The sequence below is a fragment of the Salinarchaeum chitinilyticum genome (genome assembly GCF_055390775.1).
The window spans coordinates 2,797,000-2,813,407 of sequence record NZ_AP043888.1; the positions used below are offsets into that span (position 1 = coordinate 2,797,000).

The following is a 16,408-nucleotide window of genomic DNA, read 5'->3' on the forward strand; positions in this document are numbered from 1 at the left end:
ACGTCCGGCACAGTCTAAATCGGCGGATTTGGGAGATCAAATTCCCGTTGAGAGGCAGGGCGTTCGTTCGAAGGAACGTGGCCTCTCACGGCAATGACCAGGGTTCGAATCCCTGTCGGAGCACTCTTCTGAAGCGAACGTAGTGAGCGAAGAAGAAGACAGCGCACGAAGGGATTCGACCCTCGCGAGTCGTAACGACCGAGCGGAGTGAGGTCAGCCGTCTCGCAATCGGGTTCGAATCCCTGTCGGAGCACGACAGCGACCGACCCTCGTGAGCTCACTTTTACTGTTCACTCGCCGTGAGCCACGGCGACGGCTCTGGCTGCTCGAACGTTTCGGTCGGGCGAGAACGCAGTAGTATTGGCCCCTCGATCGGTCGCCGGGCTACCTACTCGTCGTCCATCGCTTCGGAGAGCCCGTCCAGTGCACTGCCGGACTCGTCGCCTCCCTTTGCCGACATCGGATCTTCCTCGACGTCTATCTCGTCGGGGACGCCGTGGCGGTCCTCGTAGCGTTCGACGGCAGTGATCTCTTTGTCCCGGAGATAGTTCTCACAGCCTTCGTTCTTGCAAGAGGCGAACAGCCGCTCGGCCTTGAACGGCGAGAGCGTGGTTCCACATTCGCTACAGACGCCGGTCGTGCTCAGATCCGAAGCGTTGGCGTAGGCCGTCAGGTATAGCTCCTTCTGTTTCGAGGGCATGAAGTTCGGCCCCGTCTGCTCCACGGCTGTTTCTCCGGACTCGTCGTCGGCTGGTTCTTCGTCCTCGTCGGAGCCGTTGATCGTTGAGCCCAGCTTCGTGAACAGCCCCATCACTTCCCACCTCCACTCGAGCGTCGCCGTACGGCTCCCTTCGTTATTGCTCGTCCCGACGCTTCCCCGACCGCCGATCGGTGCTCCCCCCGAATCATCATGGTCGATCAATGTAGTCATTGTATTAAAGCGTATTGGCGGAAACGGAACTAACGACTGCTCATAGTTTATTTAATTGTCCGTGGGTTGCGGTCTTGTTGCACAAAATCATTCGAAGCGGAGTAAATATGTTCGCCTGCCTGTATCCCTGGGCGGCCGAGCACGCCTTCGAGCACGAGCGCCGCCACTGGGCGCCCGGTCGTTCACAGCTGCTCGTTCACGATCGCTCGATGCGAACGGGCTGTCAGAACTGGTCGTCCAGGGCGTTCGTGACGAGCGAGGGCGAGCGCGTCAGGTCGTAGCTGTTGAACTTCCCGCCGTTCTCGGTTCGGACCTCCTCGGCCTCGACCAGCCCGGTCTCGACGAGTCTACGGAGGTAGTTCTGGAGTGACCGCTCGGTGTTGGGCGATTCCCCGGCGTCGGTACACGCGTCGACGTACGCGTCGAACGCCTGGCCGATCCGTGCCGGGAGCGCACCTTCGTTCGCGAGTGCACAGAGTCCGCGGAGCGCCAGCACCTGGTGGCGGCGGAGCCCCTCGAGCCGCTGGGCGACGGCAGCCACGGCGACGCGGTCACGGGCGCGGTCGAGGTGGGCTTTCGTGATCGACGCCGTCCCGTCCGTCTCGGCGATCTCGCCGGCGGCCGCGAGGAGTTCGAGGCCGAAGCCCACGTCGGCGTCGCGATCCATCGTTGCCTCGACGACGCTGTCGAGGACCTCCGCGTCGAGGGCGTCGTCTCGAAACGCACGACCGGCGCGACGTTCGACGATCGATCGTAGTTCCGCTTCGTCGTAGCACGCGAGCGCTCGCTCGCTGTCGCCGAGTATCGTCCGCTCGCGTGCGTCGAGGTCGTTCCGTAGCGTGAGTGGCGTGCTCGTCGCGATCGTGGCGAGTGCCGCGTCCGTGTCGACCGAGCCGACCACGTCGCAGACGAGTGTCCGGCGGACGTCCGTTGCAAGCCGGTCAACGTCGTCGAGGACGATACAGCGCGGCGCGGGCGCCCGGGCGAGGCTGTCGATCGCCCGGTCTCTCGCGGTCTCCAGTGCGAGGCCGGACTCGGGAAGGTCCGCACCGAGCTCGTTCGCCACGCGCCGACAGCACGTGAAGACGGTGTCCTCGGTGGTGCACTCGAGATGGACGACCGTGCCGCCAGCCCGCCGGAATTCGGCGACGGACTGCGTGGCGAGTTCGGTCTTGCCAGCGCCGCTGGGGCCGTAGAGCGTCACGCCGACCGGCGATCGCCCCTCGCGGCTCGGCTCCAGGATCGACTCGAGGGCCTCGAGATTGCCAGCCCGCTCCGGCAGCCCGTCCGCGACGCCCACCGCGGTCAGCGCGTCGGCGTCCGCGAACGGTGTGCGGTGTGGCTCCCGCTCCATCCCTGCCATGTGGCCGTCTATCATACGAAGGTGTATAAGGGTCTTTTTACCGGAACTCGGTCGTCGCGATCGATCGTCGACAGGGACGACACCTGCTCCCGACCTCGCAGGCCGACCCGGCGGATCACCGCACTTCGACATCGGTGAACTCGAAGCGCCGACCGCCGCTCGAGACCGTCGCCTCCCAGCCGTTCGCGTTCGCGATGCCGACGACGATCGTCATCGCGAGCCCGAGCGACTCCGCCGCGTCGTCGACGCGGCCTTCCATGAGCGCGTCGCGCTGTTCGGGCGTCAGCGGGGCACCGTCCCGCTCGAGGTAGAACCCCTCTTCCAGCCCACCGACTTCCACGGTGACCCCGGCCCCGCCGTGGTGCAGGGCGACCTCGAAGAGGTTCCGGAGGAGGCAGTGCAGCTGCTCCTCGTCGGCGAAGAGGACGGGATCGGCCGCCACGACGAGTTCGCCGTGCTCGGGGTCGAGCTCCGCCCAGACCGAGCGGAGGAACTCGGGGAAATCGATCGAGCTGCGCTCGGTCGGCGTGCGGGTGTAGCGGGCGAGCGTCATCGTGTCGGCGAGGAGGCCCTCGAGCACGTCGAGGTGGTCGGCGACGGCGTCGATGGCGCCCTCGCGTCGGCCGGCCGCTTCGTCCTCATTCGCCGCGTCTCGCGTTTCGGCGTCCTCCAGCGCGCGATCATCAGCGCTGGCGTGCTCGAGCGAGACGCTCTCCTCCCTGGCGCACTCGACGGTCTCGATCGCCGCCTGAAGCTCGTCCCGGAACGTCGTCGTGAGAACGCGCTCGAACTGGTCCAGCCGGCCGTCCAGGGGTGCCTCCGGCCGCTGATTCAGCTTCTGGTCGGTCACGTCCACCGTGATGCCAGCGACGCCGGCGATCTCTCCGTCGGGTCCGTACCACGGCGCCTTGCAGGTCAGGACCCAGATGTCCTCGCCGGTGTCCGAGCGTGTGTACTCCTCCTTGAGATCGATCGGGCGCTCGGTCTCCATCACCTGTCGGTCGTCCTCGACGGTGAGGCTCGCGTGCTCGCCGTGGTAGAGGTCGAAGTCGGTCTTGCCGACGACGTCCGCCGCCGTCGGGTGTCGTTTCCCCTCGCCGTTGACGAGATACTCTTCGGCGGACATGCCGATGAGGGCGTCGCTGACCTTCACGTGGCGGCTCTGCTTGTCCTTGAAGTACACCGAGATCGGGAGCCCGTCCAGCAGCGAGCGCAACATCGACTCCTCCCGGGACGGCTGCCCGGGATCGCCGCCGCTGCGATCCTGCCAGAGTGCGAGCACCGCACCGCCGTCGCTGGCAGCGGTCACGTCGACGCGGCGCTGTTCTCCGTTCGGAAACTGGACGGCAGCGGACGCCGTTCCGTCCGTCGGTGGCGAGCAGAGTGCGCGGAGCCGGCCCTCACCGTCGACGATGGCGTCGAAAATTCGATCCTGGCGAACCGGCGGCGCCCCGACGTCGAAGGCGTCGGCGAAGGCCTCGTTGTGGTAGGTGACCGCTTCGCCCCGGAACACGCAAGCGGGGAGGCCGCTTGCGTCGAGCAGCGTCGCCAGCTCCTCCGCGAGCGGGTCGAAGACGGACTGCTCGCCGCTCTGGGGAACGAGCGATTCGATGCGGTTCGCGAGCAGGTCGTAGGTCGCCGATCCGGCCATCGCGCCTGCGCTCCCGCCGTCCGTGACCGGGTCGCCGCACCCGGCGGCCGACTGCCGCGGCACGAACGACGTCTGGGGATCGAGGGCGTCCACGACCGCGTCGGGGGTACAGCCGTCGAAGAAGACGATCGGGAGGTCGGAGACGACCTCTCGCGCTCGCGAACAGATCGTTTCCGGTGAACGCCAGTCGACGCCGCGGTGGCTGGCGACGAGACAGTCCGGGGCCGACTCCTCCAGAAGCGACACCGCTCCCTCGAGGGACTCGGCGACGAGCACGCGCAAGTGGTCACGCCGCGTTTCGAGGTGTGCAGCGGGGAGTTCGGCGTGTGCGGCGTGGTCGTCCAGATGGACGACCGTGAGCTGTGAACGTCCGTGACCGATGCCCATGGCCAATGTGGTCGGTTACCACACGCAAAGAGGTGTCGATCGCCCGTCGATCGATCCGGGATCCCGCGGCGTTGCTCGTCACACGGACAGCCGCGAACGCGCCTGTACGGCGGTTTCGTCGCCAGCCATGTTCGCTCTCCGACGCAGCCACGGATCGACGCGACGGGACGAGACCGTCGTGCTGGCGAACGTATTCGCCACGTGACACCGACCGGCCGATCCACGTGAAAGCCGCTCGGCACCGCCGAAGTCGAACGATTTACTCGAACGATCAGTAAGAAACCAGTGCGCGATCGCGACGTGAAACTCGCACCGGATTTTCATGTAGGAAAGTAAACATTATGCTGGGTCCGCTGCACGAGTGAGCCACGACAGGGCACGGGTGCCACTCACACCCTCGCGCTGTCCAGCCACACATGGTAGACAATGATTCAGCGGCCGACGGCGGCCCGTCGGCCGAGGAGCGATCAGGTGAATCGACAGGTGAACGACGGGACGACGCCGGTGAGCGATCGCTGGTGGAATCGGACGATGGCTTCGGGTTCTCGCGACGATCCGTGCTCAAAGGCGTCGGCGCGGCAGGGGTCGCCGGGAGCGGCCTGCTCGGTAACGCTTCCGCGGCGTCCGTCGGCAGCGGCGGCTATCACGACGCCCCGCCCGCCGGTGCAACGACGCACGGCTACGGCCGGCACACGACGGCGAACTTCGGGAGCGGACCCGTTCCGACGAACGACTGGTACACGACGATTCCCCTCGCCGGTATCACCGGCGAGAACACGCTGCTCGCGGGCCACCCGCTGACGTTCAACACGCTCGAAGGTGGGCTCGCGATCGGCCATCCCCAGGAGTGGACCACCAGCTGGAACGCCGGCGATCAGGTCGGCAACGCGATGAAGTCCGGGGCGGCGCAGCTCACGGTCAGCCACTCCGGCGCCGGCAGCTACGCGGACGTCGCGCTCGACGACCACGGCGACTGGTCGGCGACGGGCGTCTTCGGCGAGGGAACGGGCACGGCGACGACGTTCACGATCGCGCAGGGCTCGCCCTACGCCTTCTTCGAGTTCGCCGGCGGCGGTGGCGAGATCGCGTTCAGCTCCACGCCGGCGGTGTTCCAGGACGACGGCAACGTCCTCGGCGTGACAGTCGACGGCAAGCAGTTCGGGATCTTCGCCCCGAGTGGCAGTACGTGGAACGGCGTCGGCACCGACACGATCACGACCGGCGCCGGCTTCTGCTCGATCGCGGTTCTCCCCGATCAGGGCTCGCTGAGTACGTTCGAGGACTACGCCTACAACGTCATCACGGACACCGTCTTCGACTGGAACTACGACCAGGCGGGCGCGACGGTTTCGACGACGTTCTCCTTCCAGCTCGACGAGCGTGCCGATAGCACCGCCTCGGGGACGATCACCGCGCTCTATCCGCACCAGTGGAAGCACACGAGCGAGCCGACGATGGGGAGCAGCTACCCCTCCGCCCGCGGCGAGATGAAGGCGCTCTCGGGCAGTTCGTTCTCCGTCGACTACGACTGGCACGGCATGATTCCGTTCCTGCCCGACGAGGGCAGCTACGACGACGCTCGTCTCGAGGGGCTCGTCTCGAACGTCGACGAGTCGATCCAGGGCGGAATCGACCAGGACACCTACCGGTTCGGCAAGGACACCGCGAGCCGACTCGCCAAGTCCGCCGCGATGGCCGACCAGCTCGGGATGACCGGCAAGCGCGACGCCCTGCTCGACTCCGTCCAGCAAGGGCTCGAGGAGTGGTTCACGCAGAGCTCCTCCGCCACCTTCTACTACGACGACTCGATCGGGGTGCTCCAGGGAATCCCGGGCAGCCACGGTTCGGTGACCGACGTCTCCGACCACCACTTCCACTTCGGCCACTACGTCTGGGGCGCCGCCCGGATCGCCCGCCACGACCCGACCTGGGCCGACACCAGCAACTGGGGCGGCATGGTCGAGGAGCTGATCGACGACTACGCGAACCCTTCTCGTACCGACGCCGACTACCCGTTCAACCGCAACTTCAGCGTCTACGCCGGCCACTCCTGGGCACACGGCTCCGGCAACTTCGCCGACGGCAACAACCAGGAGTCCTCCTCGGAGGCGATGATGGCCTACGCCGCGATGATCGAGTGGGGCGAGTACACCGGCAACGACGAGATCCGGGACTTCGGGATGGCGCTGTACGCGACGCAGGCCCGCGCCATTCAGGAGTACTGGTACGACAAGGACCAGACGAACTTCCCCGACTCCTGGGAGGCCGACTTCGCCGGCATCGTCTGGGGCAACATGGCCGCTCACTCGACCTGGTGGACGGCTGACAGCGAGGCCGTCTACGGCATCAACATGCTGCCGCTGTCGGGCTACTCGATGCACCTCGGCTGGGACGACGACCTGACCGCACGGACGTTCCAGCAGATCTCCGATCTCAAGGGTGGCTCCTTCAGCTACTGGCCGGACATCCTCTGGATGTACGAGGCGTTCTCGGACTCGACGGACGCACTCTCACGGTTCAACAGCCGGTTCAGCAGCTACTCGCCGGAGGCCGCCCAGCCCAAGGCCCACACGCTCTACTGGCTCGGTAACCTCGACGCGATGGGCTCGCCAGATCCGAGCGTCACGGCAGACACGGCGCTCTACCAGGTGTTTTCGGACGGCACCGACCGCACCTACTGCGCCTACAACGCCAGCGATAGCAGCACGACGGTGACCTTCTCTGACGGCACGACGCTGTCGGTCCCCGCCAACTCCATGGCGACCTCGACCGGCTCCGGCGGTGGCGGCGGCGCACCCAGTGCGCCCTCGAACCTCCGCTCGACCGACCAGACGAAGTCCTCGATCAGCCTCGCGTGGGACCACGACGGCACGAACACCGCCTACTACAACGTCTACGTCGACGGCGCGTTCGAGACGACCTCCTCGAGCACGACCGCGACGATCACGGGCCTCTCCGCCGACACCGCCTACACGTTCACCGTCACTGCCGACGACGGCAACGGCACCCAGTCGCCGGAGAGCAACGCGCTCACCGCTTCGACGGACCCCGGTGACGGGGGCGGCGGGACCGGACAGCAGCCCTATCCGGGCAGCCCGCACGCGGTGCCCGGGCGCGTCCAGGCCCAGGAGTACGACACCGGCGGCCAGGGCGTCGCCTACAACGACACTACGAGCACGAATCAGGGCGGCGCGTTCCGCACGGGCGAATCCGTCGACGTCGAGACGGTCTCGGACTCCACCGGCGGCCAGTACGACGTCGGCTGGACGGCCGACGGCGAGTGGCTCGAGTACACCGTGGACGTCGGAACTGCTGGCACGTACGACGTGCACGTCCGCAACGCCTCGAACGCCGACGGCGGCACCATCTCGATCGACGCCGCCGGAACGGACGTCACCGGTGCGGTGTCCCTTTCGGGCACCGGCGGCTGGCAGAGCTGGCAGACGACCACCATCCAGGACGTCTCCCTCGGCGCCGGCGAGCAAGTCGTCCGCGTGAACGTCGACACCGGCGGCTTCAACCTGAACTGGGTCGAGTTCGAGCAGGTCGACGGTGGCAGCGGTGGTGGCAGCGGCGGCTACTCCGGTGACACCGGTGACGGCTGGAGCGCCACCGTCGAGACGGTCGGCACCGACCAGGACGAGTGGACGTTCGAGCCGAACAACGCCGCGAGCTGGGCCGACGTCCAGTTCGCCGATCCCGGCACGAACGGCTGGGTCGGCTACCGCATGGACGGCAGTGGCACGAGCCACACCCACACCCGCGACACCAGCGGCGACGGGAGCGCGATCGACGTGCGCTTCGTCTGGGACGACGGCGCCGGCGGTCAGTACGTCTCCGAGCGACGGACCCACCAGTACTGACCGACGGGATCCGGCGAGCGCATCGCTCCTTTCGAGCATTCCCGCCGCTCCTGTCGGCTGTTCAAGTCGCTCCTGCCGGCCGTTCCCGCCGCTCCAGTCGAACGGTTACCAAACCGCGTTTTTCTGCTGTGCCCCACGCGGGCCCCTGCCGGCGCCGAATCGGTCCGCTCAGAGCACGCCAACCGCAACGACGGCGATGAAGAAGACGACCAGTACTGACAGTGCCACCAGCGCGTCGTTCTCGCGGACCTTGCGGTGGAGCGGCATCTCGTCGTAGGCCGCCGCGAAGGTCTCGCGGTTCGTCTCGTCGTAGAAGTACTTCCGTGCGCCGGCGAAGGTGGCCGTCACCGCACAGCCCGTGCAGACCGGCTCGCCGACGAGGCGCTCGATCTCGAGGTGGTCCGGACACGCGATCGCGCCGCAGTTGGCGCAGTACGTGAGATTGGTGGCCTGGGCGTCGCCGCCATCACCACTCGCACCGGCGGGATGGACACCGCCGCCCATCTCGTCGTCCTCGCAGTGGACGCAGTGGCGAAACTCCGCGTCCTGGACGAGCGTGCGACCGCCTGCGGCGTAGTACTCCAGTTCGTACTCGTACTCGCCCAGCGAGGTTGCGACTGCGACGTGTGGAAGGTAGACCGGGTCGAGCGATTCGACGGTGACGTCGCTCGGCTTCGGTCGGCAGGACTGCTCGTACTCGACCGCGTTGTCGCCGGTGTAGGTAACCGTCGTCTCGTGGCGGTCCCGGGCTGTCTCCGTCAGCCAGTCCCGGTACTCCCCGAGGGGAGCCGCGAACCGCTCGACGTCGGTCCGGTCGTAGGTGCCCTCCAGCGACCGGTGGTCGATCGAGAGCCGATCCGCCCGCGTCGATTCGACCAGCTCCCGGACGTCGGTGCTGCAGTGGTCGATGGTCTCGTGACCGTCGAGCACCGAGCGCTCGCGATCGTCGACCTCGTGGATTACTCCGGCTTCGGTCTCGAAGGTGGCGTCCACGGCGGTCTCGGCGGCGAGCACCGGCTCGAATCTGACGGCAGTGAGCGTCGCGCCGACGGTCCACTCGTCGAGATTTCGCACGTCCGTGGCAGCGGCTTCGAGGTGCCCCTCGAGCGTCTCCCGGTCGGTCGGCGGTGCGATCGTCTCCCCGCAGACGATCTCGACGTTCCCGTTGTAGAGATCGAGACCGATCGACTCGCCACGTTCGAGGAGGTCCTCGCCGTCGATCAGCTCGAACCCGACGTCGACGGGATCGTCGCCGACGCGCTCGGCGTACTCGCGGGCGGGCTCGGTGAACCGTCCCGTCGTCGCGATCGCCGCTCGCACCGGACCGTCGTAGTCGTACGTGTGCGCGGCGGAGTGGGTCTTCTGGACCACGGGGCGGCTCACGACATCGGTATGCTTGCACTCGACGACGACCGCGGTCGGCTGATCCGGTCCGTCGCCCGCTCCGCCCCCTGCTCCGTCCGCAGCCCGGTCGTCGAGCATCGTGACGTCGCGCCCCTCGTCGGCGATACGCTCGGCGCGCTCGACGTCGCGGTAGCCCTGGTGCCGGAACACGTCCACCATGACCGCCTCGAACTCGAAGCCAGAGAGGTCGTCGAGGAGCGTCATCGCTGTTGGCGGAGTTCGCCGGGGATCGGTCAAATGGGTTGCGTCCCGTGATCGTCACCGGGGTAGCGTCCCCGCGTAGCGGGACTCTGCGGCTGCCGATCGCCGTCGTTTACAGCCCGACGTTGACGGCGTAAGCCCACTCTGTGCCGCTGACCGCGAGGAAGAGCAAGGAGGCGCCCAGTAGCTCGACGTTCTTGATGAAGTGGATCATCTGGTCCTGTGCCTGGTCGTCGTCGACCGCCCAGAAGTCGTGCATCATCGGCGTCGTGACGACGAGGAAGGTCGCGACCGCTCCCGCGGCAATGGCGGGGAAGACGCCGAGTACGATCCCGAGCCCGCCGCCGATGAGCATGATTCCGGAGCCGGCGACCGCCACGCCCGGGACGGGAACGCCCTTCATCTCGGCGTAGCCGGTCATCCCCTCGTGGTCGAGGAGATGGTTCAGTCCCTGGAACGCGATGAGTGCGCCGAAGAGAAGCCGTGCGCCGAGCAGCAGTGCGCCTTCGAGCCCGGATTCGAACACCATCAGGCCACCACCTCGACGGTCTTCGGCGAAGCGACATCCTCAGTTCGTCGGTACGACACGTCGGTCGAAACTCCAGCTAGTTGCATCACACTACCAGGTTCGATCGCGAACCTATATATGCGCTCGGCGACATAGTTGCCACCGGGTAACATCGATGACAGCAGGGACGAGCGGCGACGCGACGGAGGCGACCGAGACGACGAAACCCCCGGCGGACGAACCCGGGCCGTGTTCGCTGATCGAACCGTTCGAGCAGATCGGATCGAAGTGGCGCCTCGTCGTCCTCAACGACCTCCTCGAGGGCGAGAAGCGGTTCAACGTGCTCAAACGATCCACGGGCGCGAGCTCCCGCACGCTCTCGCGCGTCCTCGACGACCTCGAGGAGCTGGGCTTCGTCACGCGCCGACTGGAGGAGGACGCCCCGGTCGCGACCTACTACTCGCTGACTGACAAGGGCGAGTCGCTCGCGCCCATGTTCGGTTCGATCGAAGACTGGGCGACGGAGTGGCTCGACGGATAGCGCGCTGCCCCGCCCGGCGTGTCGCTCGGTTTGCCGATGCGTGACACGTGATTGTGCACTGCCCAATCGACCGGAAGCACCGGCGTGCTCGGAGCACGTATCGGGCAGCAAATTGAAGGCGGCATCGCACCTCTGCTTCCTATGGTCGTTCCGGACGTCGACGCTTCTCTCGTGTACGCTCTCTACGTGCTCGTTTTCGGCGCCTCCGCAGCGATCTGTTTTGCGAGCCTCCCGAAGACCCGCACGATCGTGGACGAGGACACGCAGCGTGGCCTCGCTGCACTCCTCGTGCTGTCTGGAGGCTGGGCCAGTGCGCACGTCGGTTTCCTGCTGGCCCCGACCCGTGAGCTGCAGCTGGCGTTCTACGTCGTCGGGCTCGTATCGGGGTTCTCCGCGATTGGCGCCTGGCTCTACTTCTGTTCGGCATACACAGGACGGACCTACCACCGCAGGCGTGGGTTTCGTCTCGGTGCGGGCGCGCTGTTCGTGGCCGTCGTCACGCTAAAGGTAACCAACCCGGTCCACGGGCTGTACTTCTCGACCTCGGCTGCCTCCGAGCCCTTCGCCCACCTCGCGGTCCAGCACGGAACGCTCCACTGGATCGCGATGGGGCTCGCGTACGCGCTCGCGAGCGTCGGCTACTTCATGCTCGTCGAACGGTTCCTCGCGGTGGGACAGGACACCAGGCCGCTCATCGCGCTCGTGGGACTGACCGGTCTGCCGCTAGTCGCCGACGTCCTGGGGCTCCTCTCGCCGCGGCTGCTCGACATGACCTACGAGCCCATCGGCGTCGCCGCGTTCGCGGTCGGCGTGCTCTACCTCTATCTCGAGGAGTTCCAGGCGGTCCAGCTCGCCGGGAGCCACGGGGAACCGGTGGTCGTGCTCGACCCGGACGGCACGATCAGGGAGTACAACCGCCCGGCGCTGACGCTGTTCCCAGGCCTCGAAGAGTCCATCGGGGATTCGCCCGCTGACGCGGTTCCTCGGCTCTCCGAGGCGCTGCTCGCGGACAACCTCCTGACCGTCGAGGCGGAGGGCGAGGCGGTCCACTACCGGATTACGGAGACTGCGATCAGTGCTGGCGAGGTCACGCTGGGATCGGTCCTCTCGCTGGAGGACGTGACCGATGCAGAGGAGTCGCGTCGTGCCCTCGAACGGGAGAAGGAGCGCCTCGACCGGTTCGCCAGCGTCGTCGCACACGACCTGCGGAACCCCCTCAACGTCGCCGAAGGGCGCATCGATCTCGCACGAGAGGCGGTCCGGGACGGCGGAGACGCCGACGAGCACCTCCAGGCAGCCGCGGACGCCCACGATCGCATGGAGATTCTCATCGACGACCTGCTGACCCTCGCCAGGGAGGGCAAGGACATCGACGAGACCTCGGCCGTCGATCTCGGTGAGCTGGTGCCGGCGTGCTGGGAGACGGTCGATGCGGACTCGGCCACGCTCACCGTCACGGAGCCGCCGACCGTCGTCGCCGATCCGGACCGGCTGCGCCAGCTCTTCGAGAACCTCTTTCGCAACGCGGTCGAACACGGCGGCGAGGACGTGACGATTACCGTCGGCGCACTCGAGACGGCCGAGGGCTTCTTCGTCGAGGACGACGGCCAGGGGATTCCCGAGGAGGACCGAGAGGAGGTGTTCGTGGCCGGGACGACGAACCCCGACGGCACCGGTTTCGGGCTCGCGATCGTGTCGGAGATCGTCCAGGCCCACGGCTGGTCGATCGCGGCCGTGGAAGGCCGTGAGGGCGGCGCGCGGTTCGAGATCCGGACCTGAGTCGCCAGCTCGACCGTGAGCGGGGCTCCTCTGTCCCGGGATCGTGCTGCCGTTTCGATAGTCGGTCCCTCGGAGCCAGCACTCCGACGTAACGTCGCGTTACCTCGCGAACGGTATCGCGGTGTTTCGGGCACTCCTGTGGTTGCCTGCCTACGATGCTTCCCCGAAAGTCGTGCCGAGACCGCCGTTCCCGCCGCGTCCAGATTCGTTCACAGGGTCCTTTGGAGGATCGCCCGGACCGGCGAGGTGACGGTCGGTGACCGATCGGACGGTTTCGGTCGCGCACAGCGTGGCGGACGTCGGCGAGGGCCCGCTCCGGAATCTCGTCGAACAGGGCACCGGTGGCACCCTCTTCCACCGATTCGAGTGGTTGCGCGCCGTCGAGGCAGGGCTGGCGTGGGAGCCCCGGCACGTGGTCGTTCTCGAGGGCGCCGTCGAACACCTCGAACCGCATCTCGATCTGGTCGCGGAGCCGGCCGACGCGCGGTAGCCCGCCTGGGACCACGGTACCGTCCGTGTCGCTCGGGAGTCCTTTCGATCTGGGCAGCTGACCCGTACGCCAGCCGTCGTCGAGCGTTCGGCGCACTCGCTTCCGCCAGCCACCAGCTTTAAGCACAACTCCAACACCCTTGGAAGCATGAAAGCAACGGCGATCGCCCACCCGATCCAGGGCATCGTGAAGTACCACGGGATGCGGGACTCCCAGCGCCGCCTTCCCTACCACGACTCGATCAGCGTCTGCACGGCGCCCAGCCACTCGAAGACGACGGTCGAGTTCTCGATGGACAACGAGGACAACACCTACGTCATCGACGGCGAGGAGGTCGAGGGCAGCGGCCGCGACCGGCTCGACCGGATCGTCGACGCCGTTCGCGAGCGCTCCGACGCGCCCCACGCCGTCTACGGCGTCCGGATGGAGAGCGAGAACAGCTTCCCGACGAACGTCGGTCTGGGCTCCTCCTCTTCGGGCTTCGCCGCAGCCGCCACCGCGCTCGCGGAAGCCGCCGAACTCGACGCCACGCTCGGCGAACTCTCCGCGATCGCCCGCTATGGCTCCGCGTCGGCGGCCCGATCGGTCACCGGCGGCTTCTCGCACCTCCGGGCTGGTCTCAACGACAAGGACTGTCGATCCCACCGGATCGACAGCGAGATCGCCGAGGACATGAAGGTCGTCGTCGGGCTCGTTCCCGCCTACAAGGAGACCGACGACGCCCACGAGGAGGCCGAGGACAGCCACATGTTCCAGGCGCGAATGGCCCACATTCACGAGCAGATCGCGGAGTGTCGCGACGCGCTCCGGTCGGACGACTTCGATCGCGTGTTTGAACTCGCCGAGCACGACTCCCTGTCGCTCGCCGCGACGACGATGACCGGCCCCGAAGGGTGGGTGTACTGGTCGCCGAAGACGCTCCAGATCTTCGCCGCCGTCCGCGAGCTACGCGAGGAAGAGGACGTCCCGGTCTACTTCTCGACGGACACCGGCGCAAGCGTCTACGTCAACACCACCGAGGAACACGTCGAGGAGGTCGAGGAGGCCGTCTCGGACTGCGGCGTCCAGACCGCCGTCTGGGAAGTCGGCGGGCCCGCCCGAATCCTGGAGGACGAGGAGCAAGCACTGTTCTAGAACCACCTTTTTTGCACTCGGGTATCCTCGCTCGCCGATAGCCGTTCCTGCTCGACTCGCTTTGCTCGCCTGTGCGGGCTGCGACTATCGAGCCCTCGCTCGCTTCGCTCGCGAGGACGCTCCGCTCGCTGCGGGTACCTCTCGTGCAAAAAATCTGGACCAAAAAAGACCGCGAGTCGGCCTCGCTCCAAACCGCGTCGCTCGGCCGCTCGCGGGAGCCCCCACGGACGACTGGAGGTCCGGAACGAATGTTTGTAGGGCGGGGATGTCCCTCCACCAACGCCTCCACTGAACCTCGTCTGCTCCACCCTCCCCTGAAGTTGTCCGCTTCGCTCGCACCAGCTTGACCAGCGGGCGATTGCGATCACGACCGAACGCTTACGTCGTCTGGCGATCACTCCCAATTCGTGACCGACTGGACGCGGGAGTTTCCGTTCGAACTTCGCGTCTGCCACTGGGCCGAGCGGGAGTGGCCGCCGGGCGAGACACTCGACGCCGACAAGCACGTCCTCGTCGGCCGGCAGCTCGGCACCCGCGAGCGCCGCTGGGACACCGTCGTCGCGATCTGTGACACCGAGGCACTCCGCCAGCGAGCGGTGTTCGGCGAGGAAGCGCTCAACAGAAATCTCCTCCGCGTCGTCCAGGACGCACCGTTCAAGTTCGAGTGGTACCGCGACGTGCTCTCGCTGTGGACGACCGACTGGCGATACGTTCGTGAAGCCGTCAAGACGGCAGCGGATCGCGACCTGATCGAAACCCGGCGTCGGAACAACCGGATCGAACTCCGTCGGCGCTGGGAGTACCCGGACTGGCTCGACGCGCTGATCGCCATCGAGAACAAACCCGATCTCGACCGGAGCGCCGCGGACGCGCTCGCCGACCAGATGGAACGCGACGTGGCCTTCGGCCTCGCCGACGAGGCGTGGGTCGCGACACTCCAGACCGGCGAATCCGCCGAGCCCGGCCTCCTCGCCGACATGCCGGTCGAGGCGGGCGTCCTCGCCGTCGATCCCGAGGCCGGCGACGCGGACGTGCTCTGGCATCCACGCACACTCGCCGTCGACGACCCGGGCACGCGGATTCTCGATCGCCCGAGCGCCAGCGAGTACGACCACTCCGCCGCGGAGTTCGAGTACGTCGACGCGGAGTGGAAGTCACTCGCCAGACTCGCGATCGCCGAGCGGCTCTACGAGCGCGGCTGGCGCTCCTACGTCGACTCGATGCGGTCGGACTGTCGCCACTTCGAACTCCGGAGCGTCGGCGACGACGCTGCCGCATCACTCCAGCCACACTGTGCCGTGAAGGGGCACTGCCCCTCGACGTGGGAGTGTTCCGGTCGGTGCGGCGAGTTCGAACCCGAGCCGCCGGCGTGGCGCTCGAAGGGCTGGCCGATCGAGGGCGGTCCGGGGAAGGGACTGCAGTCCGTGTTGGCGGAGCGACGGGCGCGAGAACGACCGAAGTAGGTGAGCGATTGTTGCGGTATGGAGTGCTCCCGGTTTGGCAGCGTCCCCAGAGGCGTCAGTCCTCGATCCCGACGGCGGAGTCAGTCCTTGATCTCGACGGTGAGGTCTTCGCGCGGGACGGCGAGCCGGAAGGTCGGTACCGCCCGGTACTCGACCTCGACGGCTTCCTGCCTGCGGAGGCGCTGGAGGGCGGAGCGAACCTCCTCGACGTCTGGATCGCGATCGGTCTGCTCGCGGAGCGCTTGCAAGACCGCCACCACGCTCATCGAGCGCTCGTCGGGCCCGGGGAGGACCTCGATGACGGCCGCCTGCAGCTCGGTCACGCGCACCGTTCCGACGCCGTCGCCGTCCTCGCCCGGTTCGACGCCGGGCTCGACGTCGACGAGGTCGGCGGCCTCCGCCGTCGCCCGGATCAGGCTGTTGTCGTCGCGGAAGGTGTAGTCCGACAGCTCGCCGGTGAGGTATGCGTGGACGTCGCTTCCGGAATCCGCGCCCCAGCGATCCTGCAGCTCGCTGTTCTTCGTGGGCTGGAGCTCCACCACGTCGGCGAGCCGACTGCGGGCCTCATCCGAGAGGGTCATCGGGCTGGTATCGTCGGGGCCGGGTAGTGGGTGCTTCGGTTCCGAACGAGTCGGCCGGTACCGGAGACCTGTCGGTGCTGGTCGATTGCTACGTGTGCGGAAGAGAAAACCA

Annotated in this window: 12 protein-coding genes; 6 read left to right on the forward strand and 6 right to left on the reverse strand. The window is 67.2% G+C overall.

The features are described from left to right. Positions 1–388: 388 nt before the first annotated feature. From ACZ5KP_RS13520 to ACZ5KP_RS13530, 3 genes are all read right to left on the reverse strand, one after another. A complete protein-coding gene (locus ACZ5KP_RS13520) occupies positions 389–811 on the reverse strand; it encodes a hypothetical protein (protein WP_460918357.1) in 423 nt (140 codons plus the stop codon). A 343-nt stretch (positions 812–1,154) separates the two neighbouring features. Continuing rightward, entirely contained in the window at positions 1,155–2,294 is a 1,140-nt protein-coding gene (locus ACZ5KP_RS13525) for a Cdc6/Cdc18 family protein (RefSeq protein ID WP_460918358.1), read from the reverse strand. Between the two features lie 115 nt (positions 2,295–2,409). Then, entirely contained in the window at positions 2,410–4,332 is a 1,923-nt protein-coding gene (locus ACZ5KP_RS13530) for a PAS domain-containing protein (protein WP_460918359.1), read from the reverse strand. A gap of 416 nt (positions 4,333–4,748) precedes the next feature. Between ACZ5KP_RS13530 and ACZ5KP_RS13535 the strand changes: the two genes are divergently transcribed. After that, positions 4,749–8,195, forward strand: coding sequence for a glycosyl hydrolase (locus ACZ5KP_RS13535; protein WP_460918360.1), 3,447 nt, complete (start codon positions 4,749–4,751; stop codon positions 8,193–8,195). Between the two features lie 168 nt (positions 8,196–8,363). Here the strand turns inward: ACZ5KP_RS13535 and ACZ5KP_RS13540 are convergent, their stop codons facing one another. Both ACZ5KP_RS13540 and ACZ5KP_RS13545 read right to left on the reverse strand, forming a co-directional pair. Then, positions 8,364–9,803, reverse strand: a complete 1,440-nt coding sequence (locus tag ACZ5KP_RS13540) for a restriction endonuclease (RefSeq protein WP_460918362.1) — start codon at positions 9,801–9,803, stop codon at positions 8,364–8,366. A 109-nt stretch (positions 9,804–9,912) separates the two neighbouring features. Further along, a complete protein-coding gene (locus tag ACZ5KP_RS13545) occupies positions 9,913–10,329 on the reverse strand; it encodes a DoxX family membrane protein (protein ID WP_460918363.1) in 417 nt (138 codons plus the stop codon). 154 nt (positions 10,330–10,483) lie between these two features. On the opposite strand from ACZ5KP_RS13545, the gene ACZ5KP_RS13550 reads away from it, so the two are divergent. The 5 genes from ACZ5KP_RS13550 (at position 10,484) to ACZ5KP_RS13570 (ending at position 15,715) form a co-directional block, all read left to right on the forward strand. Further along, positions 10,484–10,849, forward strand: coding sequence for a winged helix-turn-helix transcriptional regulator (locus ACZ5KP_RS13550; RefSeq protein ID WP_460918364.1), 366 nt, complete (start codon positions 10,484–10,486; stop codon positions 10,847–10,849). Between the two features lie 141 nt (positions 10,850–10,990). Further along, positions 10,991–12,628 (forward strand): sensor histidine kinase, encoded by a 1,638-nt coding sequence (locus tag ACZ5KP_RS13555; protein WP_460918365.1) that lies wholly within the window; start codon positions 10,991–10,993, stop codon positions 12,626–12,628. A gap of 256 nt (positions 12,629–12,884) precedes the next feature. Further along, positions 12,885–13,118: a hypothetical protein gene (locus ACZ5KP_RS13560; RefSeq protein WP_460918366.1), complete on the forward strand. Its 234-nt coding sequence runs from the start codon at positions 12,885–12,887 to the stop codon at positions 13,116–13,118. A gap of 147 nt (positions 13,119–13,265) precedes the next feature. Continuing rightward, positions 13,266–14,252, forward strand: a complete 987-nt coding sequence (mvaD, locus tag ACZ5KP_RS13565; protein ID WP_460918367.1) for a phosphomevalonate decarboxylase MvaD — start codon at positions 13,266–13,268, stop codon at positions 14,250–14,252. A 407-nt stretch (positions 14,253–14,659) separates the two neighbouring features. Next, a complete protein-coding gene (locus ACZ5KP_RS13570) occupies positions 14,660–15,715 on the forward strand; it encodes a DUF5787 family protein (RefSeq protein WP_460918369.1) in 1,056 nt (351 codons plus the stop codon). A gap of 80 nt (positions 15,716–15,795) precedes the next feature. Here ACZ5KP_RS13570 and ACZ5KP_RS13575 read toward each other — a convergent pair whose 3' ends face one another. Then, on the reverse strand, positions 15,796–16,296 hold the full coding sequence (locus tag ACZ5KP_RS13575; protein ID WP_460918370.1) for a DUF5797 family protein: 501 nt from the start codon (positions 16,294–16,296) through the stop codon (positions 15,796–15,798). Positions 16,297–16,408 lie beyond the last annotated feature (112 nt).